The sequence below is a fragment of the Microtetraspora niveoalba genome (assembly GCF_001570405.1).
GTDB lineage: Bacteria > Actinomycetota > Actinomycetes > Streptosporangiales > Streptosporangiaceae > Microtetraspora > Microtetraspora niveoalba.
Map to the genome: position 1 here is coordinate 77,506 of NZ_BBYM01000007.1, position 15,041 is coordinate 92,546.

The following is a 15,041-nucleotide window of genomic DNA, read 5'->3' on the forward strand; positions in this document are numbered from 1 at the left end:
GTTCCCAGTCTTATCCCATGACCCCGGCCGGGCGGCGTCGCGTCTCACCGCTTGGCGCCCGGTTGGTGACCAGCGGAGACAGTCAAACCAATCAAACAGATGGGTATTGTGTAATTATCGCGCGGCGTCCCGCCCGCACCACCGGGGGCTTCCCGCTGTAAGGGTGGCGTACAGCCGTGGCGGTGCCCGTGAGCCCGCCGGACTCCGGCTGCCCTCGTCGTCACGTGACCAACGGAGAGAAAGACGTGTTCATACCGCAGCCGGACCGTTCCGCCGTCGCCGTCGCCCCGCCCGGGGAGGGCCCCGGATTCTGGGCGGGCGCGCCCAGCGCCGTCCACCGGGACGGCTCGATCTACCTCGCGTACCGGCTGCGGCGGCCTCTCGGCGAGGGGAGGGGCTACGCCGTCGCCGTCGCCAGGTCGGCGGACGGCGAGCGGTTCGAGACGCTCCTCACGATCACCAAGGAGCAGATGGACACCGAGTCGCTGGAGCGGCCCACCCTCGTCCCGACGCCGGACGGCGGCTGGCGGCTCTACCTGAGCTGCGCCACGTACGGCACCAAGCACTGGCGGGTGGAGGTGATCGAGGCCGCCGACCCCGCGGCCTTCGACCCCGCGACCTCCCGCGTCGTGCTGCCCGGCGACGCCAAGACGGGCGTCAAGGACCCGGTGATCGTCCACCGGGACGGCCGGTGGCACCTGTGGGCGTCCTGCCACCCGCTGGAGGACCCCGAGCAGGCCGACCGGATGGTCACCCACTACGCCACCAGCCACGACGGCCTGGAGTGGACCTGGCAGGGCACGGCCCTCGACCGCCGCCCCGGTTCCTGGGACTCCCGCGGGGTACGGGTGAGCGCGGTGCGCTTCGACGGCGACGGCGCGGTCACGGCGTACTACGACGGCCGGGCGTCGGCGGAGGAGAACTACGAGGAGCGGACCGGCGTCGCGACCGGCCCCGACCCCTCGGTGCTGACGGCGAGCGGCTCGGCGCCCGCCGCGCTGTCGCCGTACGCCGGGGGAGGGCTGCGCTACCTGGACATCGTCCCCGTCCCCGGCGGGCACCGGCTCTACTACGAGCTCACCCGGGCCGACGGAGCCCACGAACTGCGCACCGAACTCCGCCCGCACTGACCGGATATATCGCTATATAGGGGGATCCGCCCCGCGCCCTGGCGGGATGCTGTGGGACATGGCGCCCGGCGCGGGCCGTCCAGGGCGCCGTGGGAGCGGCGGCCCGGCCGCCGGGACGCGCCGGGCGGGTGTCGTGGTCAGACCGCCCGGGGGCGGCCGTTCCGCGCCTGCCGCTGCCCGGTGGGCCGCACGCCCACCAGGCCGCCCGACCGCTCTCTCGGACGCAGCCAGTCGCCGAAGTCGTCCCCGGTCACGTCCTGCAGGAGGGCGATGTCGGTCGTGAAATAGGACAGCAGCTCCTGCCGCTGCGCCCAGGTCAGCGGCTCGCGCGCCCGGCCGCCGCGTTGCAGCACCCGCTCCAGCGGCGACGTCAGCGCCTGGCCCGCCACCCGGTCGCCGAGCCGTACGAGCTGGGACAGGAGCCGGTGTCCGCGGCTCTTCGGCGGGTGGGCGGTGACGTTCTCCGGCGGCGCCTCCGTCACCAACCCCCGCTCGACGCCCAGGAACCCGCAGATGCGGTCGAGGGCGACCTCCGGCCGGTCCACCAGGTCGCGGTACCGGAACACCAGGACCTGCTCGCGGGGGAACAGGGTGTAGAGGTGCCGCAACTGCCGGCCGTACCGGCCGAGCCCGACGTAGTGCCAGAACGGCGCCCACCCCGCGGCGACGCGGCGGCCCTCCTCGGCGCAGGCGCGGACCACGTCGCCGATCGGCTCCAGTCCGGCGGACCAGAGGTGGGTCCAGTTCGAGTGCGCCCGCTCGACCGGGTCGCGCAGGACGACGATCAGCCTCGCCGCCGGGATCAGCGCCCGGATGCGCCGCTGCGCGGCCAGGTCGTACAGGTAGAACGGGGTGGACTCGCCGCGCAGCGAGCCCGGGGGAGCGCCGTCGAACAGCGCCTCGTAGTCCGCGCGCCGCCACACGTGCTCCCGGTACGTCTCGGCGTCGCCGGGCCCGCCGCGCCTCGGCGGCGGGCCGTCGGTGAGGAAGAACTTGGGCTCCTTGACCGCCGACATGTGCAGCCTCGGATGGCGGGCCAGGGCGCTGTGCAGGGCCGTCGTCGCGGCCTTGGGCGCCCCGATCACCAGGAAGTCCGGCAGGGCCATCGCCGTCCCCTCTCCAGAGTTTTCCTACAAATTTAGTTGGAAACCCTCGGCTTCCGGAAGGCGTGGCGTCGCGGGAGTGGTCCGACCCCCCGCCCGCCGGTCGGAACGCGCCGGTCCGCGGCCGTCTCCCCCGGAGTTCCCGGCCGGCAGCCGATCATGTGCCGTACCGCACGGCCCGGCCCGGAAGCGGCGGGTGCACGGCCGGAGGCGGCGCGGGTGGCGGGCGGATACGGCGGGGGCGCGGGGCGGAGGCGGCGCGGGCGGCGGGTGGAAGCGGCGGGGGCGCGGCAACCTTCGGCCAAGGATCCCGTGCCGTCCTCGCGGCCGGGTGACTCCGGCGGCGGCGGGGGTATGGGCAGCCGAACGGCCGAGAGTGCGCTCCGGACGGCCGCCCGAGGCGGGCTCCGGCCACACCCCGAGCGAAGGCCGAGGTCGCGGACATGACACGCACGACACCGAGGAGCGCCCCCACCCCTTCAGTCCCCGCGCCGGAGGCGGTGAGGACCCGTGCCGAGACCCGGCGCGAGGAGGCGCGGAGGAAGCCGATCCTGCGGGCCGCCGTCCGCGGCGTGATCGGCGCCATGGCCATGTCCGGCCTCCGGCAGGCCGTGGTCGCGCTGGGCGCGGTCGAGAAGACGCCTCCGGAGTCCATGCTCCGGCGCGTCGTCCCCGGCCTGTTCCACAGCGTCCCGTCCCGGCACAGGCCCGCCCTGGTCGAGTTCGCCCACTGGGCGTACGGCGCCGCCGGGGGCGCGGTGTTCGGCGCCCTGCCGCGCGCGGTGCGGGAGCGGCCCTGGGCCGGCCCCCTGTACGGCGTGCTGGCCTGGGGGGCGTTCGAAGGCGGCCTCGCGCCCGTCCTCGGCCTGGCCCAGGAGAAGAGCCACGATCCGGTCGAGCGGCTGACGCTGCTGGCCGACCACGTGCTCTACGGGGTCGTCGTCGCGGCGTCGCCGTGGCCGCACCATGACATGCCCGTCGCGGAGGGCGACCGTCCGGGACGCTGACGTTCCCCGGTTTCCGCCGGATTCGCGGCGCGAAACCGGCCTTCCGGCCGCGGACGGACCGGGGAGCCCCGGGCATCCGCGACAATGGATGACCGGGATTTCACAGAAAGGGTGCGTCGATCGTGGCTGCAAGCTCCGAGACCGACTGGGTCTCCCGTTTCGCTGACGAGGTCATCGCCGAGGCGGAGCGTCGCGCGCCGGGCAAAGCCATCGTCTGCGCATCTGGCCTCAGTCCGTCGGGGCCCATCCACCTGGGCAACCTGCGCGAGGTCATGACCCCGCATCTCGTCGCCGACGAGATCCGCCGCCGCGGCCACGAGTGCGTCCACGTCCTGTCCTGGGACGACTACGACCGGTTCCGCAAGGTCCCGGCCGGGATCGACCCCGCGTGGTCGGAGCACATCGGCAAGCCGCTGACCTCCGTTCCCGCGCCCCACGGCAGCCCGTACGCGAACTGGGCCGAGCACTTCAAGGCGCCCATGATCGCCGCGCTGGAGGAGATGGGCATCGAGGTCCGGCCCATCAGCCAGACCGAGCGGTACACCTCGGGCGCCTACCGCGAGCAGATCCTCTTCGCCATGCGCGAGCGGGAGCGGATCGACGCGATCCTCGCCCAGTACCGGACGAAGGACAAGGGCGCCTCCCCGGCGTCGCGGCAGACGCCGGTGGACGAGGCGGAGGCCGCCGCCGCCGAGGGTTCGGGCGCGGCGACCGAGGACGACGGCAGCGCCGCCGCCGGCTACTTCCCGTACAAGCCCTACTGCTCGGCCTGCGAGCGCGACCTGACCACGGTCACGTCGTACGACGACGAGACGACCGAGCTGGCCTACACCTGCGTCTGCGGCTTCTCCGAGGTCGTGCGGCTGTCCGAGCACAACCGGGGCAAGCTGGTGTGGAAGGTCGACTGGCCGATGCGCTGGCAGTACGAGGGGGTCGTCTTCGAGCCGTCGGGGGTCGACCACTCCTCGCCGGGCTCCTCGTTCGTCGTCGGCGGACAGATCATCAGGGACGTGTTCGGCGGCGACCAGCCGATCGGCCCGATGTACGCCTTCGTCGGCATCAGCGGCATGGCCAAGATGAGCAGCTCCAAGGGCGGCGTGCCCACTCCCGCCGACGCCCTGGAGATCATGGAGGCGCCGCTGCTGCGCTGGGTGTACGCCCGGCGCAAGCCCAACCAGTCCTTCAAGATCGCTTTCGACCAGGAGATCCAGCGCCTCTACGACGAGTGGGACGCGCTGGGGCGCAAGGTCGCGGACGGCACGGCGCTGCCCGCCGACCTCGCCGCGCACGCCCGGGCGGTCGGCACCGCGGCCGGCCCGCTGCCGACGACGCCGCGGCCGGTGCCGTACCGGACGCTCGCCTCGGTGGTGGACGTCTCCGCGGGCGACGCCGAGCAGACCCTGCGCATCCTGCGGGACCTCGACCCGGCCGACCCGATCGTGTCCCTGGACGAGACCCGGCCCCGCCTGGACCGGGCCGCCCACTGGGTCACCACGCAGGTGCCGGTCGAGCAGCGCACCCGCGTGCGCGACGAGCCCGACGCCGAGCTGCTCGCGTCCCTCGGCGACGCCGAGCGCGAGTCGCTGAAGCTGCTGCTGGAGGGGCTCGACGAGCACTGGTCGCTGGACCTGCTGACCACGCTCGTCTACAGCGTGCCCAAGATCCAGGCCGGTCTGGCGGCCGACGCCAAGCCGACTCCGGAGCTGAAGGCCGCGCAGCGCGCGTTCTTCGCCCTGCTGTACCGGCTGCTGGTCGGGCGCGACACCGGCCCCCGGCTGCCGACGCTGCTGCTCGCGGTCGGCGCGGACCGGGTGCGCAAGCTCCTCGGCGCCTGATCCCGCCCCTCGCGGCCCGGGACGTGGTTCCCGGGCCGTGAGAACGCCGTCCGCCGCGGACAAGGGGCCACGGCGGACGGCGGGGTCAGCGGGCGCCGCCGTTGACGTAGAGCGTCTGGCCGCTGACGTAGGACGCCTCGTCGCTGGCCAGGAACGCGATGACCGAGGCCACCTCGCGCGGCTGCCCCACCCGGCGCAGCGGCGTCGCCTGCGCGGCCCGCTCCTGATGGTCCTCGACGGTCGACCCCACCCGCAGGGCGGTCGCCGCCGTCATCGCGGTCGCGATGTACCCGGGCGCGACGGCGTTCACGTTGATGCCGAACGGCCCCAGCTCGATCGCCAGCGTGGCGGTGAGACCCTGGATGCCGGCCTTGGCCGCGGCATAGTTGGCCTGGCCGCGCGCCCCGAGGGCGGACCGGCTGCTGAGGCTGACGATCCTGCCGTAGCGCGCCTCCACCATGTACTTCTGCGCCGCCCGGCAGCACAGGTAGACGCTGGTGAGGTTGGTGGCGAGCACGGAGTCCCAGTCGTCGCGGCCCATCTTGAACAGCAGGTTGTCGCGGGTGATCCCCGCGTTGTTGACCAGGATGTCCAGGCCGCCGAACTCCTCGACGACCCGGCCGGTCGTCTCGGTCACCGCCGCCTCGTCGGTGACGTCGCAGCCGAAGGCCGCCGCGACGCCGCCCGCGTCCCTGATCTCGCGGGCCACGGCCTCCGCCCGGTCGGTCCGCAGGTCCACCACGGCCACCCGGGCGCCCTGCTCGGCCAGCAGCGCGGCGGTCGCCGCGCCGATGCCCTGGCCCGCGCCCGTCACGATGGCGGTGCGGTTCCGGAATCTCGTCATGATCGGTTCTCCTCGCGTCGTGGGTGGGGGCGGGTGGGTCAGAACGCGTTCACGCCGGTGAGCGCGCGTCCGATGAGGAGCTGCTGGATCTGCGAGGTCCCCTCGTACAGGGTCGTCACCCGGGCGTCGCGCAGGTACTTGCCGACCGGGAACTCGTCCACGTAGCCGTAGCCGCCGAAGACCTGCAGCGCGTTGTTGGCCGCGCGCACCGCCGCCTCGCTGGCGAAGTACTTGGCGATCGACGCCTCGGTGGTGAACCTCTCGCCCCGGTCGACCAGGTCGGCGACCCGCCAGGCGAGCAGCCGCGCCGCGTCGAGGTCCACCCGGATCTGCGCGATCAACTGCTGGACGAGCTGGTACGACGCGATCGGCCGGCCGAACTGCTGACGCGCCGACGCGTACTCCACGGCGGCGTCCAGGCAGCCCTGGATGATGCCCGCGCAGCCGGCGGCGAGCGACATGCGGCCCTTGTCCAGGGCGGTCATCGCGACCCGGAACCCCTTGCCCTCCTCGCCGAGGCGGGCGGAGCCGGGCACGCGCACCTGGTCGAAGCTCAGCTCCGCGGTCGCCTGGCCGCGCAGGCCCAGCTTCCCGTGGACCTCCCGCCGGTCGAGCCCCGCGGCCGAGGTCGGCACGAGGAACGCGGTGACGCCCTTCGGCCCCGCCTCCCCGGTGCGGGCGAACACCACCGCCACGTCGGCCCAGGTGCCGTTGGTGATGAAGACCTTCTCACCGCTGATCAGCCAGTCGTCCCCGTCGCGTACGGCGCGCGTGGTGAGCGAGCCGGCGTCGGACCCGGTGCCGGGCTCGGTGAGCGCGAAGCACCCGAGCGCCTCGCCGGAGCACAGCCGGGGCAGCCACTCCCGCCGCTGCTCCTCCGTGCCGAAGGCGAGGATCGACTTGGCGACCAGTCCGAGGGACACCGAGACGATGCCGCGCACCGACGAGTCGCCGCGGCCGAGCTCCTCGATCACCAGGCAGTACGTCATGTGGTCGCCGCCGGAGCCGCCGTACTCCTCGGGGATCGTCAGCCCGAGGAACCCGATCTCGCCCAGCTTGGCGACGATCCCCGTGTCCACCTTCTCGGCGCGGTCCCAGCCCCGTGCGTTCGGGAGCACCTCCCGGTTCACGAAGTCCGCGGCGAGGGCGCGCACCGCCTGCTGCTCCTCCGACAGTGTCAGGTCCATCCGGGTCCTCTCACGATGGATTACAGTAGCGAGGAAACTAGCACTGTAAGTTTTACCCGTCCAGGCAGGGATGTTCCTGTGGGACGATGGCGTCCTGCGGCGGTGCCCCCGGGTTCCAGGTGGGGGCAAGGCCGTGAGATCCGGTGAGGGGTGCCGGCGCGCGGTGTGCCCGCGCCCGCAGCGACGAGGGAGGCGCGACATGGGACGGCCGAGCCGCCCGATGCTCAGCCCCGGCATCATCGTGGCCGCGGCGACCGAGCTGATCGACGCCGAGGGGCTGGAGGCGTTGTCCACCCGCCGCCTCGCCGCCGAACTGGGGGTGAGCGCCCCGTCGCTCTACAACCACTTCAGGAACAAGGAGGAGATCCTCGACGCGGTGGCCGACGCGATCATCGCCAGAGTGGACGTCTCCGCGTTCCTGACCCACGACTGGAAGTCCGCGCTGCTGCTGTGGGGGCACTCCTACCACCGGGAGCTGCGCGAACATCCGCGGATCGTGCCGTACCTGGCGAACGGGCCGCGCCGCAGGCCGGCCGCCCTCGCGATGGCCGACGCGGTGTACGGCGGGCTGATCCGGGCGGGCTGGCCTCCGGCGAGGGCGACCCACGTGGGCGCGCTCATGCGCTATTTCGTCGTCGGGTCGGCGGTCGGATCGTTCGCGATGGGCTTCGCCGGCGACGACGCGCTCGACGAGGCGCGGTACCCGCATCTGGGCGACGCCCACCTGCTGCCCGGGCATCGGGAGGCGGTGGACGAGGGGGCCTTCGCCCTCGGCCTCGACTCCCTCATCGCCGGGCTGGCGATCACGTTCGACGCGATCACCCGCCACCAGACTAACGCTGTTAGTTAGAGCCGCCCGTTCCCCGGAACGGTGGTCAGCCGACGACGCCGGCCGGGGTCAGTCGATGAGCTCCTCGGCGAGCAGGTCCATGAGGAGCCCGTCGTGCCAGGTGCCGTCCGGGCCGCGCTCGTACCGCCGCATGACGCCGACCGGGCGGAAGCCCACCTTCCCGTAGCACCGGATCGCGGCCGCGTTGTCCGCTGCCGGGTCGATGGTCAGCCGGTGGTGGCCGCGGTCGGCGACCAGGTGCCGGGCCAGCGTCCGCACCGCGTCGGTGCCGACGCCGCGACCGTGCACCGCCGGATCGACGTACACGTCGATGCTCGCGTGGCGGTAGTCGGGCTCCTCCTCCGCCGACCACTGGATCTGGCCGGCCACCCGCCCGTCGTACACGATCGCGAGAACGGCGGTGTCCGGGTCGTCCAGGTCGCCGGCCACCTCCGCCGCCAGGTCCGCCCCGCCACGCCACCACCGGTACACCTCGGACGTGGACCGGATGGCGACGAGCGCCGGGATGTCGGCCTCCGTCGCGGGACGCAACGTCACGGCCGTGCCGTACAGGGTGGGGTGCGGGTCGAGGGACATGCCCGGGGACGCTACCGCAGCGGGGCGGCCGGCGGCCATACGGTATTCCTCCGCACGCCTCCGTGCCGTTCAGGAGGGCCGCTCCCGGCATCGCGGCGCGGGCGATCCGGATGAGGGAGGCCGCTCCCCGGCCGCGCGGCGGGCCGGCCCATTGGGACCCCGGCCGGGTCCGCGACCGGCGGGAAATCGGGTTGATCCGGGCACGGGCGGGAGGCATCCTCGCGAGCATGACGCGGTCGCCGGAGTTCCCGCCCGAGATCCTCGACTACTACCTGCGGGGGAGGGAGGACGGGCGGCTGCGCTCCGGCCGGGGACGGCTGGAGTTCTGGCGCACGCAGGACGTGCTGCGCCGCGTGCTGCCGCCCGCCCCGGCCCGCGTCCTGGACGTGGGCGGGGGCAGCGGCGTGCACGCCGAGTGGCTGGCCGCGGACGGACACCGGGTCGAGGTGGTCGATCCGGTGCCGATGCACGTCGAAATGGCGGCCCGGCTGCCCGGCGTCGTCGCCCGGATGGGGGACGCGCGGACGTTGGAGGACGCCGACGGCTCGGCGGACGCCGTCCTGCTGCTCGGACCGCTGTACCACCTGACCGACCGTGCCGACCGGGTGCGCGCCCTCGCCGAGGCCCGCCGGGTCGTACGGCCGGGCGGCGTGGTCGCGGCGGCGACCATCAGCAGGTGGGCCGCGGTCCACGACATGATCAGGTCGGGCCGCTACGCCGAGGAGAGCGTGCGCGCCGTCGTGGACGACTCCGCGCGCCACGGGCTGCTCCGGGGGAACGAGCGGATCGGCTTCACGACGGCCTACTTCCACGACCCGGACGAGATCCTCGGCGAGTTCGCCGACGCGGGCCTGCCGGAGGCCCGGCGGTACGCTCTCGAGAACGTCTTCGGCCTGTACGCCGACATCGACGAGTGGCTGGACGACCCGGAACGCCGCGGCATGATCCTCGACGTGGCCCGGCGCTCCGAGGGCGAACCCACCCTGCTCGGCGTCGCCGGCCACATGCTCACCGTCGCCCGGGCGTGACTCCCTGTCCCACCGCCGGCCTCGCCTCCGCGGCGATCCGCCCGGCGATGTCCGCCCGCAGCGCCTTCTTGTCGATCTTCCCGACCTTGGTCAGGACCAGGTCCTCGACGAGCACGAGGCGCTCGGGGAGTTTGAAGCGGGCCACGCCCACCTGTTCCATCACCGCGCGGGCCTGTTCCAGCGTGACCGTCTCGCCGGGCCTCGGCACCACGTAGAGGCACACCCGCTCGCCGAGGGCGGGGTCCGGCATGGCCACCGCGGCGACCTGGCTGACGGAGGGGAGCCGGTAGACGAGGTTCTCCACCTCCTCGGCGGAGATCTTCTCCCCGCCCCGGTTGATCATGTCCTTGTCGCGGCCCTCGACCACCAGGTTGCCCTCCGGCGTACGGCGGCAGATGTCGCCGGAGCGGTACCAGCCGTCGGCGGTGAAGGCGCGGGCGTTCTGCTCGGCGGCCCGGTAGTAGCCGCGCGGAGTGTACGGGCCCCGGGTGAGCAGCAGGCCGGGTTCCCCTTCGGGCAGGTCCTGATCCAGTTCGTCCACGACGCGCACTTCGTCGTCCGGGGAGATCGGCCTGCCCTGGGTGGTGCACACGACATCCTCCGGATCGTCGAGGCGGGTGACGTTCAGCAGCCCCTCGGCCATCCCGAAGACCTGCTGGAGCGCGGCCCCGAGCACCGGCCGCACCCGGTACGCCAGCTCGTCGGACAGCCGGGCGCCGCCGACCTGGAGGACGCGCAGCGTCGCGAGCCGTCCCGCGCCGTGTTCGGCGGCGTGCTCCAGCCACCGCCCGGCGACGGCGGGGACGACGGCGGTGTGCGTGACGCCCTCGGCCTCCACGGTGGCGAAAGCGCGGCCGGGCTCCGGGGAGGGCAGGGTGACCACCCGGCCGCCGGCCAGCAGCGTGCCCAGGATCCCCGGGCAGGCCAGCGGGAAGTTGTGCCCGGCGGGCAGGCTCACCAGGTAGACGGTGTCGGGCCCGACCGCGGCGAGCTCGGCGCTGGCCCGCGCGTTGTAGGCGTAGTCGTCGTGGGTGCGCGCGATGAGCTTGGGCAGCCCGGTCGTGCCGCCGGAGAGCAGGAAGACCGCCACGTCACCGGCCGCGGGGGCGGCGGCGTCGAGCCGGGCCCGGTCGGCCTCCGCTTCGGTGGCGGGGCCGCACAGTGCGCGCAGGTCCACGCTGCCGGGCGCGACGTCGTCCCCGGCGACCAGGACGTGCCAGTCCGCGCCGGTGGCCGCGCGTACCTCGGCGGCGATGTCGTGGCCGAGCCGCTGGTGGTCGAAGTCGCGCATCCGGTCGGGCACGGCGATGGCGACCGCCTCGGCGTGGACGGCCAGGTGGGTCAGCTCGGCCCTGCGGTGCGCGGGCAGCGCCATGACCGGCACGATCCCGGCGCGCAGGCAGGCCAGGGTGAGCACGACGAACTCCCAGGAGTTCCCCAGTTGCACGACGATCCGGTCGCCCCTGGCGACGCCGAGGCGGAGCAGCCGTACGGCGGCGGCGTCGGCGCGTTCGGCGAGTTCCGCGTGGGTGAGCCGGAGCCCGGCCCCGCCGTGGGCCACCGGATCGACGAGGGCGGGGGCGTCCGGGGTGCGGTCGGCCACCGCGCGGAGCAGGGTGCCGATCGGGACCCCGGCCCAGTGGCCCGCCGCGACGTAGCGCTCGGCGTACGGCGCGGGCCAGGGCACGGTGTGCTCATTGATCGGGGTGGGCATCGTCGGCCTTCCTGGTGAGGATGACGGCGTCGAGCGCGACCAGACCTTCGTGGCCGAGCCGCAGGGGGTTGATCTCGATCTCGTCGAGGATCGGGTTGGCGGCGAGCAGGTCGCCGAGCGCGGCGACGATCCGGCCCAGTTCCGCGACGTCGAGGACCGGGCCGCCGCGCCAGCCGGTGAGGAGGGCGTGCCCGGCGAGTTCCGCGGGCATCGCGGCGGCCTCCTCCGGGGTCAGCGGGGCGAGCCCGACGGCGACGTCGGCCAGCGCCTCCGCGACGGTGCCGCCCAGCCCGACCAGGACGACGGGCCCGAAGACCGGGTCGCGGCGGGCGCCGACGACCAGGTCGATCCCGGCGGGCGCCATCGACTCGACCAGGTAGCGGCGGGCCCCGGCCGCGTCGAGCCGGTCGAGCGCCGCGTCGAGGTCGTCGCCGGTCACGACGCCGAGGTGGACGCCGCCGATCTCGGTCTTGTGCAGGACGGCGGCGTCGAGCAGTTTGACCGCCACCGGCCCGCCCAGTTCGGCGAGCGCGGCGTGGGCGGCGGCCCGGTCGGCGCAGGCGCGGCGTGGCATGGTCGCCACGCCGAGGCGGCCGAGCAGGTCCTTGGCCTCGTGCTCGTCGTACGTGCCGGTGACGTCACCGGGCACCCCGGCGGGCGCAGGCGGTGCGGAAGGCATGTGGGCAGCCGCTCTGGCGCGGGCGTCGGCCAGCAGCGCGGCGGTGGCGGCGGCCACGCCCCGGGGGTCGGCGGCCACGGCGATCCCGCCGTCCCGCAGCGCCGCCCGGTCGCGGGCGACCTCCTCTCCCGTACCGCCGAGGCCGAGCACCATGGGGACCCCGGAGGTACGGCCCTGCCGGGCGGCGGCGACGACGTCCGCGGCGTCCGGTTCGTGCAGGACGTAACCGGCGATCACATCGACGCCCGGGTCGGCGCCGACGGAGGCGAGCACGGCGCCCAGTTCGGGGCCGGGGCGGCCGGTGTCCACCGGGTTGAGCTGGTAGGTCAGCGGCGGCAGCAGCCCGGACAGGGTCCGCCGGGTGCCGGGGGTCAGCTCCGGCACCCGCGCCCCGCGGCCGCGCAGATCGTCCAGGAGCAGCAGCCCGGGGCCCGCCTGGGCGGTGACCAGGCCGACGCCCGGCTCGGCGCACGGCGGCATCCGGGTCACCGACAGCGCGCCGACCGCGTCGACCAGCTCACGCTCGTCGCCGACGAGTACGGCTCCCGCCCGGGCGAGCGCCGCCCTGGTGGTCCGCCAGGAGGTGGCCAGCGCCCCGGTGTGCGAGGCGGCGAACGCGCCGACGTTGTGGCGGCCGACGACGAGCGCGACGACCGGGCGGCGCGCGGAGAGCCGGCGCACGCTCTCGACCAGCCGGGGGCCGTCCGCCACCGACTCGACGTGCAGCGCCACCGCGGCCGTGCCCGGGTCCTCGGCCAGGTGGTCCAGCACGTCGGGGGCGGTCACGTCCGCGCCGTTGCCGAGCCCGACCGCGAGCCTGACGCCGTACCCGGCCTCGGTCAGCGCGAACGCCAGGGCGTGGTTGACGCCGCCGCTCGCCGCGACGACGGCCACGGAGCCGGGCCGTACCCGGGCGACGCCGGGGACGAAGCTGGCGGTCACCCCGGCGGCCGGGGCCAGGAAACCGCTGGTGTTCGGGCCGAGCAGCCGGATGCCGGTGTCGCGGACGACCTCGCGCAGCGCGTGCTGGTGGGCCACGCCCGGCCCGCCCGCCTCGGCGAACCCGCCGCCGCAGACGACGGCGGCCCGCACACCGGCGGCGGCGGCCTCGGCGAGCACGCCGGGGCAGGCCGCGGCCGGGACGCAGATCACCGCGAGGTCCACCGGCCCGGCCTGCGCCGCCGCGCGGATCGACCGGTGCATCGTGTCGTCGCGGGCGTTGACGAGCGCCAGGTGGCCGCCCGCCTCGGCGAACGCCGACAACGACCGCGCCATGACCGCGCCGAGCTTGGCCGGGTCGCGGGACGCGCCGACGACGGCGACGCCGCGCGGCGCGAACATCGGGGTCAGGCTCCGCGCCGTCATCGGGGCACCCCCACCAGGTCGGCGCGGCCGGACAGCACCGTGGTCAGCGCCCGGTCGAGGTCGTGGTCCGGCTCGACCGTCAGGGCGGGCAGCCGCTCCCGTAGCCTGGCCCGCTCGCAGAGCAGGGCGCGTGTCAGCGGGGTGCCCCCGTGTACGGCGACCAGCACGGGGGCGTCCTGCCCGTCCTGCCCTGCCAGCCCGGCCTGCCCGGCGAGCCGGTCGAACGACGCGGGCAGGCCCGCCTCGGTGTCCGGCGCGGCCAGCAGCGCCCCCCACGCCCCGGGCGCCGGCCGCGCGGACAGGGGCAGGTCGCCGGTGCCGCGTACCGCGGCGGGCAGGCCGTCCGGGCCGGTGACGATGTCCACGAGGCGGCCGGGCGCGGACCAGCGGGGCGTGCGGAACGGGGTGTCGAGCGGCTGGGCGCCGTGCTCCTCGCGCCACCTGCGGTGCGCGCCGGCGACGTAGTCCGGCGCGCGGCGGGCCAGCCGGGCGTCGGTGATGCTGCGGGTCAGGAAGTGGTAGGCGAACTGCCACGGCTCGAACGCGTCGTGGTAGCCGCCGAAGTTCTCCCACCAGGCCAGGCTGGGCCGCGCGGAGTCCTGGATGCGCCGTACCGGAGGCTGGGCGGCCCGTTCGTAGGCGGCGAGGGCGGCGGGCAGGTCATCGGGGTGCGCGGCCAGCGCCCCGGCGAGGGCGACGGCGTCCTCCATCGCCATCTTGGTGCCGGACCCCACCGAGAAGTGCGCGGTGTGCGCGGCGTCGCCGAGCAGGGCGACCGGGACCGGGCTCAGGGTGTGCCACCGGCGGGTACGGCGGGTGCGGAAGTTCGCCCACCGGGAGTTGTTCGTCAGCAGTCGCCCGCCGTCGATCTGGTCGGAGAAGAGCCGCTCCAGGTACTTCTTGGACCGCATGTCGCTCGACCCGGGCGGCTGGGACACGTCGAACGCGTCGAGCCCGGCCCGCCGCCACGACGCCTCGTCGGTCTCGACGATGAACGTCGAGACCGTGTCGGAGATCGGGTAGCCGTGCACCGCGAAGACGCCGTCCGGGCCGCTCTCGTGGATGAACGTGAGCCCGTCGAAGAGGTGGTCGGTGCCGAACCAGATGAACTTGGCGCCGGCCGTCTCCACCTCCACGCCCAGGCCGGTGCCGAGGGCGTCGCGGATCCTGGATCCGGTGCCGTCCGCGGCCACGACGAGGTCGTAGCCGGTCAGGTCGTCCAGGGTCACCTCGGTGGAGAACCGCAGCGTGGCTCCCATGTCGCGGGCGCGATCCTGGAGCAGCAGGAGCAGGGTGCGCCGGGAGACGGCGGCCATGCCGTTGCCGCCGCAGCGGATCCGCTCGCCCTTCAGCCGTACCTCGATCTCGTCCCAGTGCCGCCCGTGCTCGACCAGCGCCCGGCGCAGCACCGGGTCGGCCTGGTGGATCGCCTCCAGGGTGCGGTCGGAGAAGACGACGCCGAAGCCGAAGGTGTCGTCGGCGCGGTTGCGCTCGAACACGGTGACCTCGGCCGTGGGGTCCGCCTGCCTGATCAGCGCGGCCAGGAAGAGCCCGCCCGGCCCGCCGCCCGCCACTGCGACACGCATCGCGATCAGCCCTTCCCGGCCATGACGTCGCGGGTCTCGTCCGCACGGACCCCCGCGGTTTCGGTGGTGGTGGTGGTGCGGATCGTCGCGAGTTTCACTGCTGACAACCTCTCTGGATGTACGGACGTGAGGTCTCC

Annotated in this window: 12 protein-coding genes; 5 read left to right on the forward strand and 7 right to left on the reverse strand. The window is 74.5% G+C overall.

Annotated elements, in window-relative coordinates:
• The first annotated feature begins 245 nt into the window (after positions 1-245).
• The gene (locus AWQ70_RS07135) at positions 246-1,130 is read left to right on the forward strand and encodes a hypothetical protein (protein WP_157529930.1); all 885 of its coding nucleotides are present in this window, start codon (positions 246-248) and stop codon (positions 1,128-1,130) included.
• Positions 1,131-1,267: 137 nt separating this feature from the next.
• Here AWQ70_RS07135 and AWQ70_RS07140 read toward each other — a convergent pair whose 3' ends face one another.
• A complete protein-coding gene (locus tag AWQ70_RS07140) occupies positions 1,268-2,236 on the reverse strand; it encodes a sulfotransferase family protein (RefSeq protein WP_067171954.1) in 969 nt (322 codons plus the stop codon).
• A 497-nt stretch (positions 2,237-2,733) separates the two neighbouring features.
• Here AWQ70_RS07140 and AWQ70_RS07145 point away from each other — a divergent pair, with 497 nt between their 5' ends.
• Both AWQ70_RS07145 and lysS read left to right on the forward strand, forming a co-directional pair.
• On the forward strand, positions 2,734-3,240 hold the full coding sequence (locus AWQ70_RS07145; protein ID WP_245646806.1) for a hypothetical protein: 507 nt from the start codon (positions 2,734-2,736) through the stop codon (positions 3,238-3,240).
• A 122-nt stretch (positions 3,241-3,362) separates the two neighbouring features.
• Complete coding sequence (lysS, locus tag AWQ70_RS07150; protein ID WP_245646808.1) at positions 3,363-5,075, forward strand: lysine--tRNA ligase; 1,713 nt, start codon at positions 3,363-3,365, stop codon at positions 5,073-5,075.
• 85 nt (positions 5,076-5,160) lie between these two features.
• Here lysS and fabG read toward each other — a convergent pair whose 3' ends face one another.
• Both fabG and AWQ70_RS07160 read right to left on the reverse strand, forming a co-directional pair.
• Positions 5,161-5,919, reverse strand: coding sequence for a 3-oxoacyl-ACP reductase FabG (gene fabG / locus AWQ70_RS07155; RefSeq protein ID WP_067171958.1), 759 nt, complete (start codon positions 5,917-5,919; stop codon positions 5,161-5,163).
• Positions 5,920-5,957: 38 nt separating this feature from the next.
• Entirely contained in the window at positions 5,958-7,106 is a 1,149-nt protein-coding gene (locus tag AWQ70_RS07160) for an acyl-CoA dehydrogenase family protein (protein ID WP_067171960.1), read from the reverse strand.
• Between the two features lie 199 nt (positions 7,107-7,305).
• On the opposite strand from AWQ70_RS07160, the gene AWQ70_RS07165 reads away from it, so the two are divergent.
• A complete protein-coding gene (locus tag AWQ70_RS07165) occupies positions 7,306-7,956 on the forward strand; it encodes a TetR/AcrR family transcriptional regulator (RefSeq protein ID WP_067171962.1) in 651 nt (216 codons plus the stop codon).
• A 48-nt stretch (positions 7,957-8,004) separates the two neighbouring features.
• Here the strand turns inward: AWQ70_RS07165 and AWQ70_RS07170 are convergent, their stop codons facing one another.
• Complete coding sequence (locus AWQ70_RS07170; RefSeq protein WP_067172257.1) at positions 8,005-8,532, reverse strand: GNAT family N-acetyltransferase; 528 nt, start codon at positions 8,530-8,532, stop codon at positions 8,005-8,007.
• Between the two features lie 227 nt (positions 8,533-8,759).
• Between AWQ70_RS07170 and AWQ70_RS07175 the strand changes: the two genes are divergently transcribed.
• Positions 8,760-9,560: a class I SAM-dependent methyltransferase gene (locus AWQ70_RS07175; RefSeq protein WP_067172259.1), complete on the forward strand. Its 801-nt coding sequence runs from the start codon at positions 8,760-8,762 to the stop codon at positions 9,558-9,560.
• On the opposite strand, the gene AWQ70_RS07180 is transcribed toward AWQ70_RS07175, so the two are convergent.
• The 3 genes from AWQ70_RS07180 to AWQ70_RS07190 are packed head-to-tail and all read right to left on the reverse strand — an operon-like array spanning position 9,541 to position 14,904.
• Positions 9,541-11,274 carry a (2,3-dihydroxybenzoyl)adenylate synthase gene (locus tag AWQ70_RS07180; RefSeq protein WP_067171964.1) on the reverse strand — a complete coding sequence of 578 codons (1,734 nt, stop codon included), beginning with the start codon at positions 11,272-11,274 and terminating at the stop codon, positions 9,541-9,543. The two genes, AWQ70_RS07175 and AWQ70_RS07180, sit on opposite strands and share 20 nt — an antisense overlap.
• Positions 11,255-13,318, reverse strand: a complete 2,064-nt coding sequence (locus AWQ70_RS07185; RefSeq protein ID WP_067171967.1) for an acetate--CoA ligase family protein — start codon at positions 13,316-13,318, stop codon at positions 11,255-11,257. The genes AWQ70_RS07180 and AWQ70_RS07185 overlap by 20 nt, the downstream gene beginning before the upstream one ends.
• A complete protein-coding gene (locus AWQ70_RS07190) occupies positions 13,315-14,904 on the reverse strand; it encodes an FAD-dependent monooxygenase (RefSeq protein WP_067171970.1) in 1,590 nt (529 codons plus the stop codon). The genes AWQ70_RS07185 and AWQ70_RS07190 overlap by 4 nt, the downstream gene beginning before the upstream one ends.
• Between the last annotated feature and the right edge of the window lie 137 nt (positions 14,905-15,041).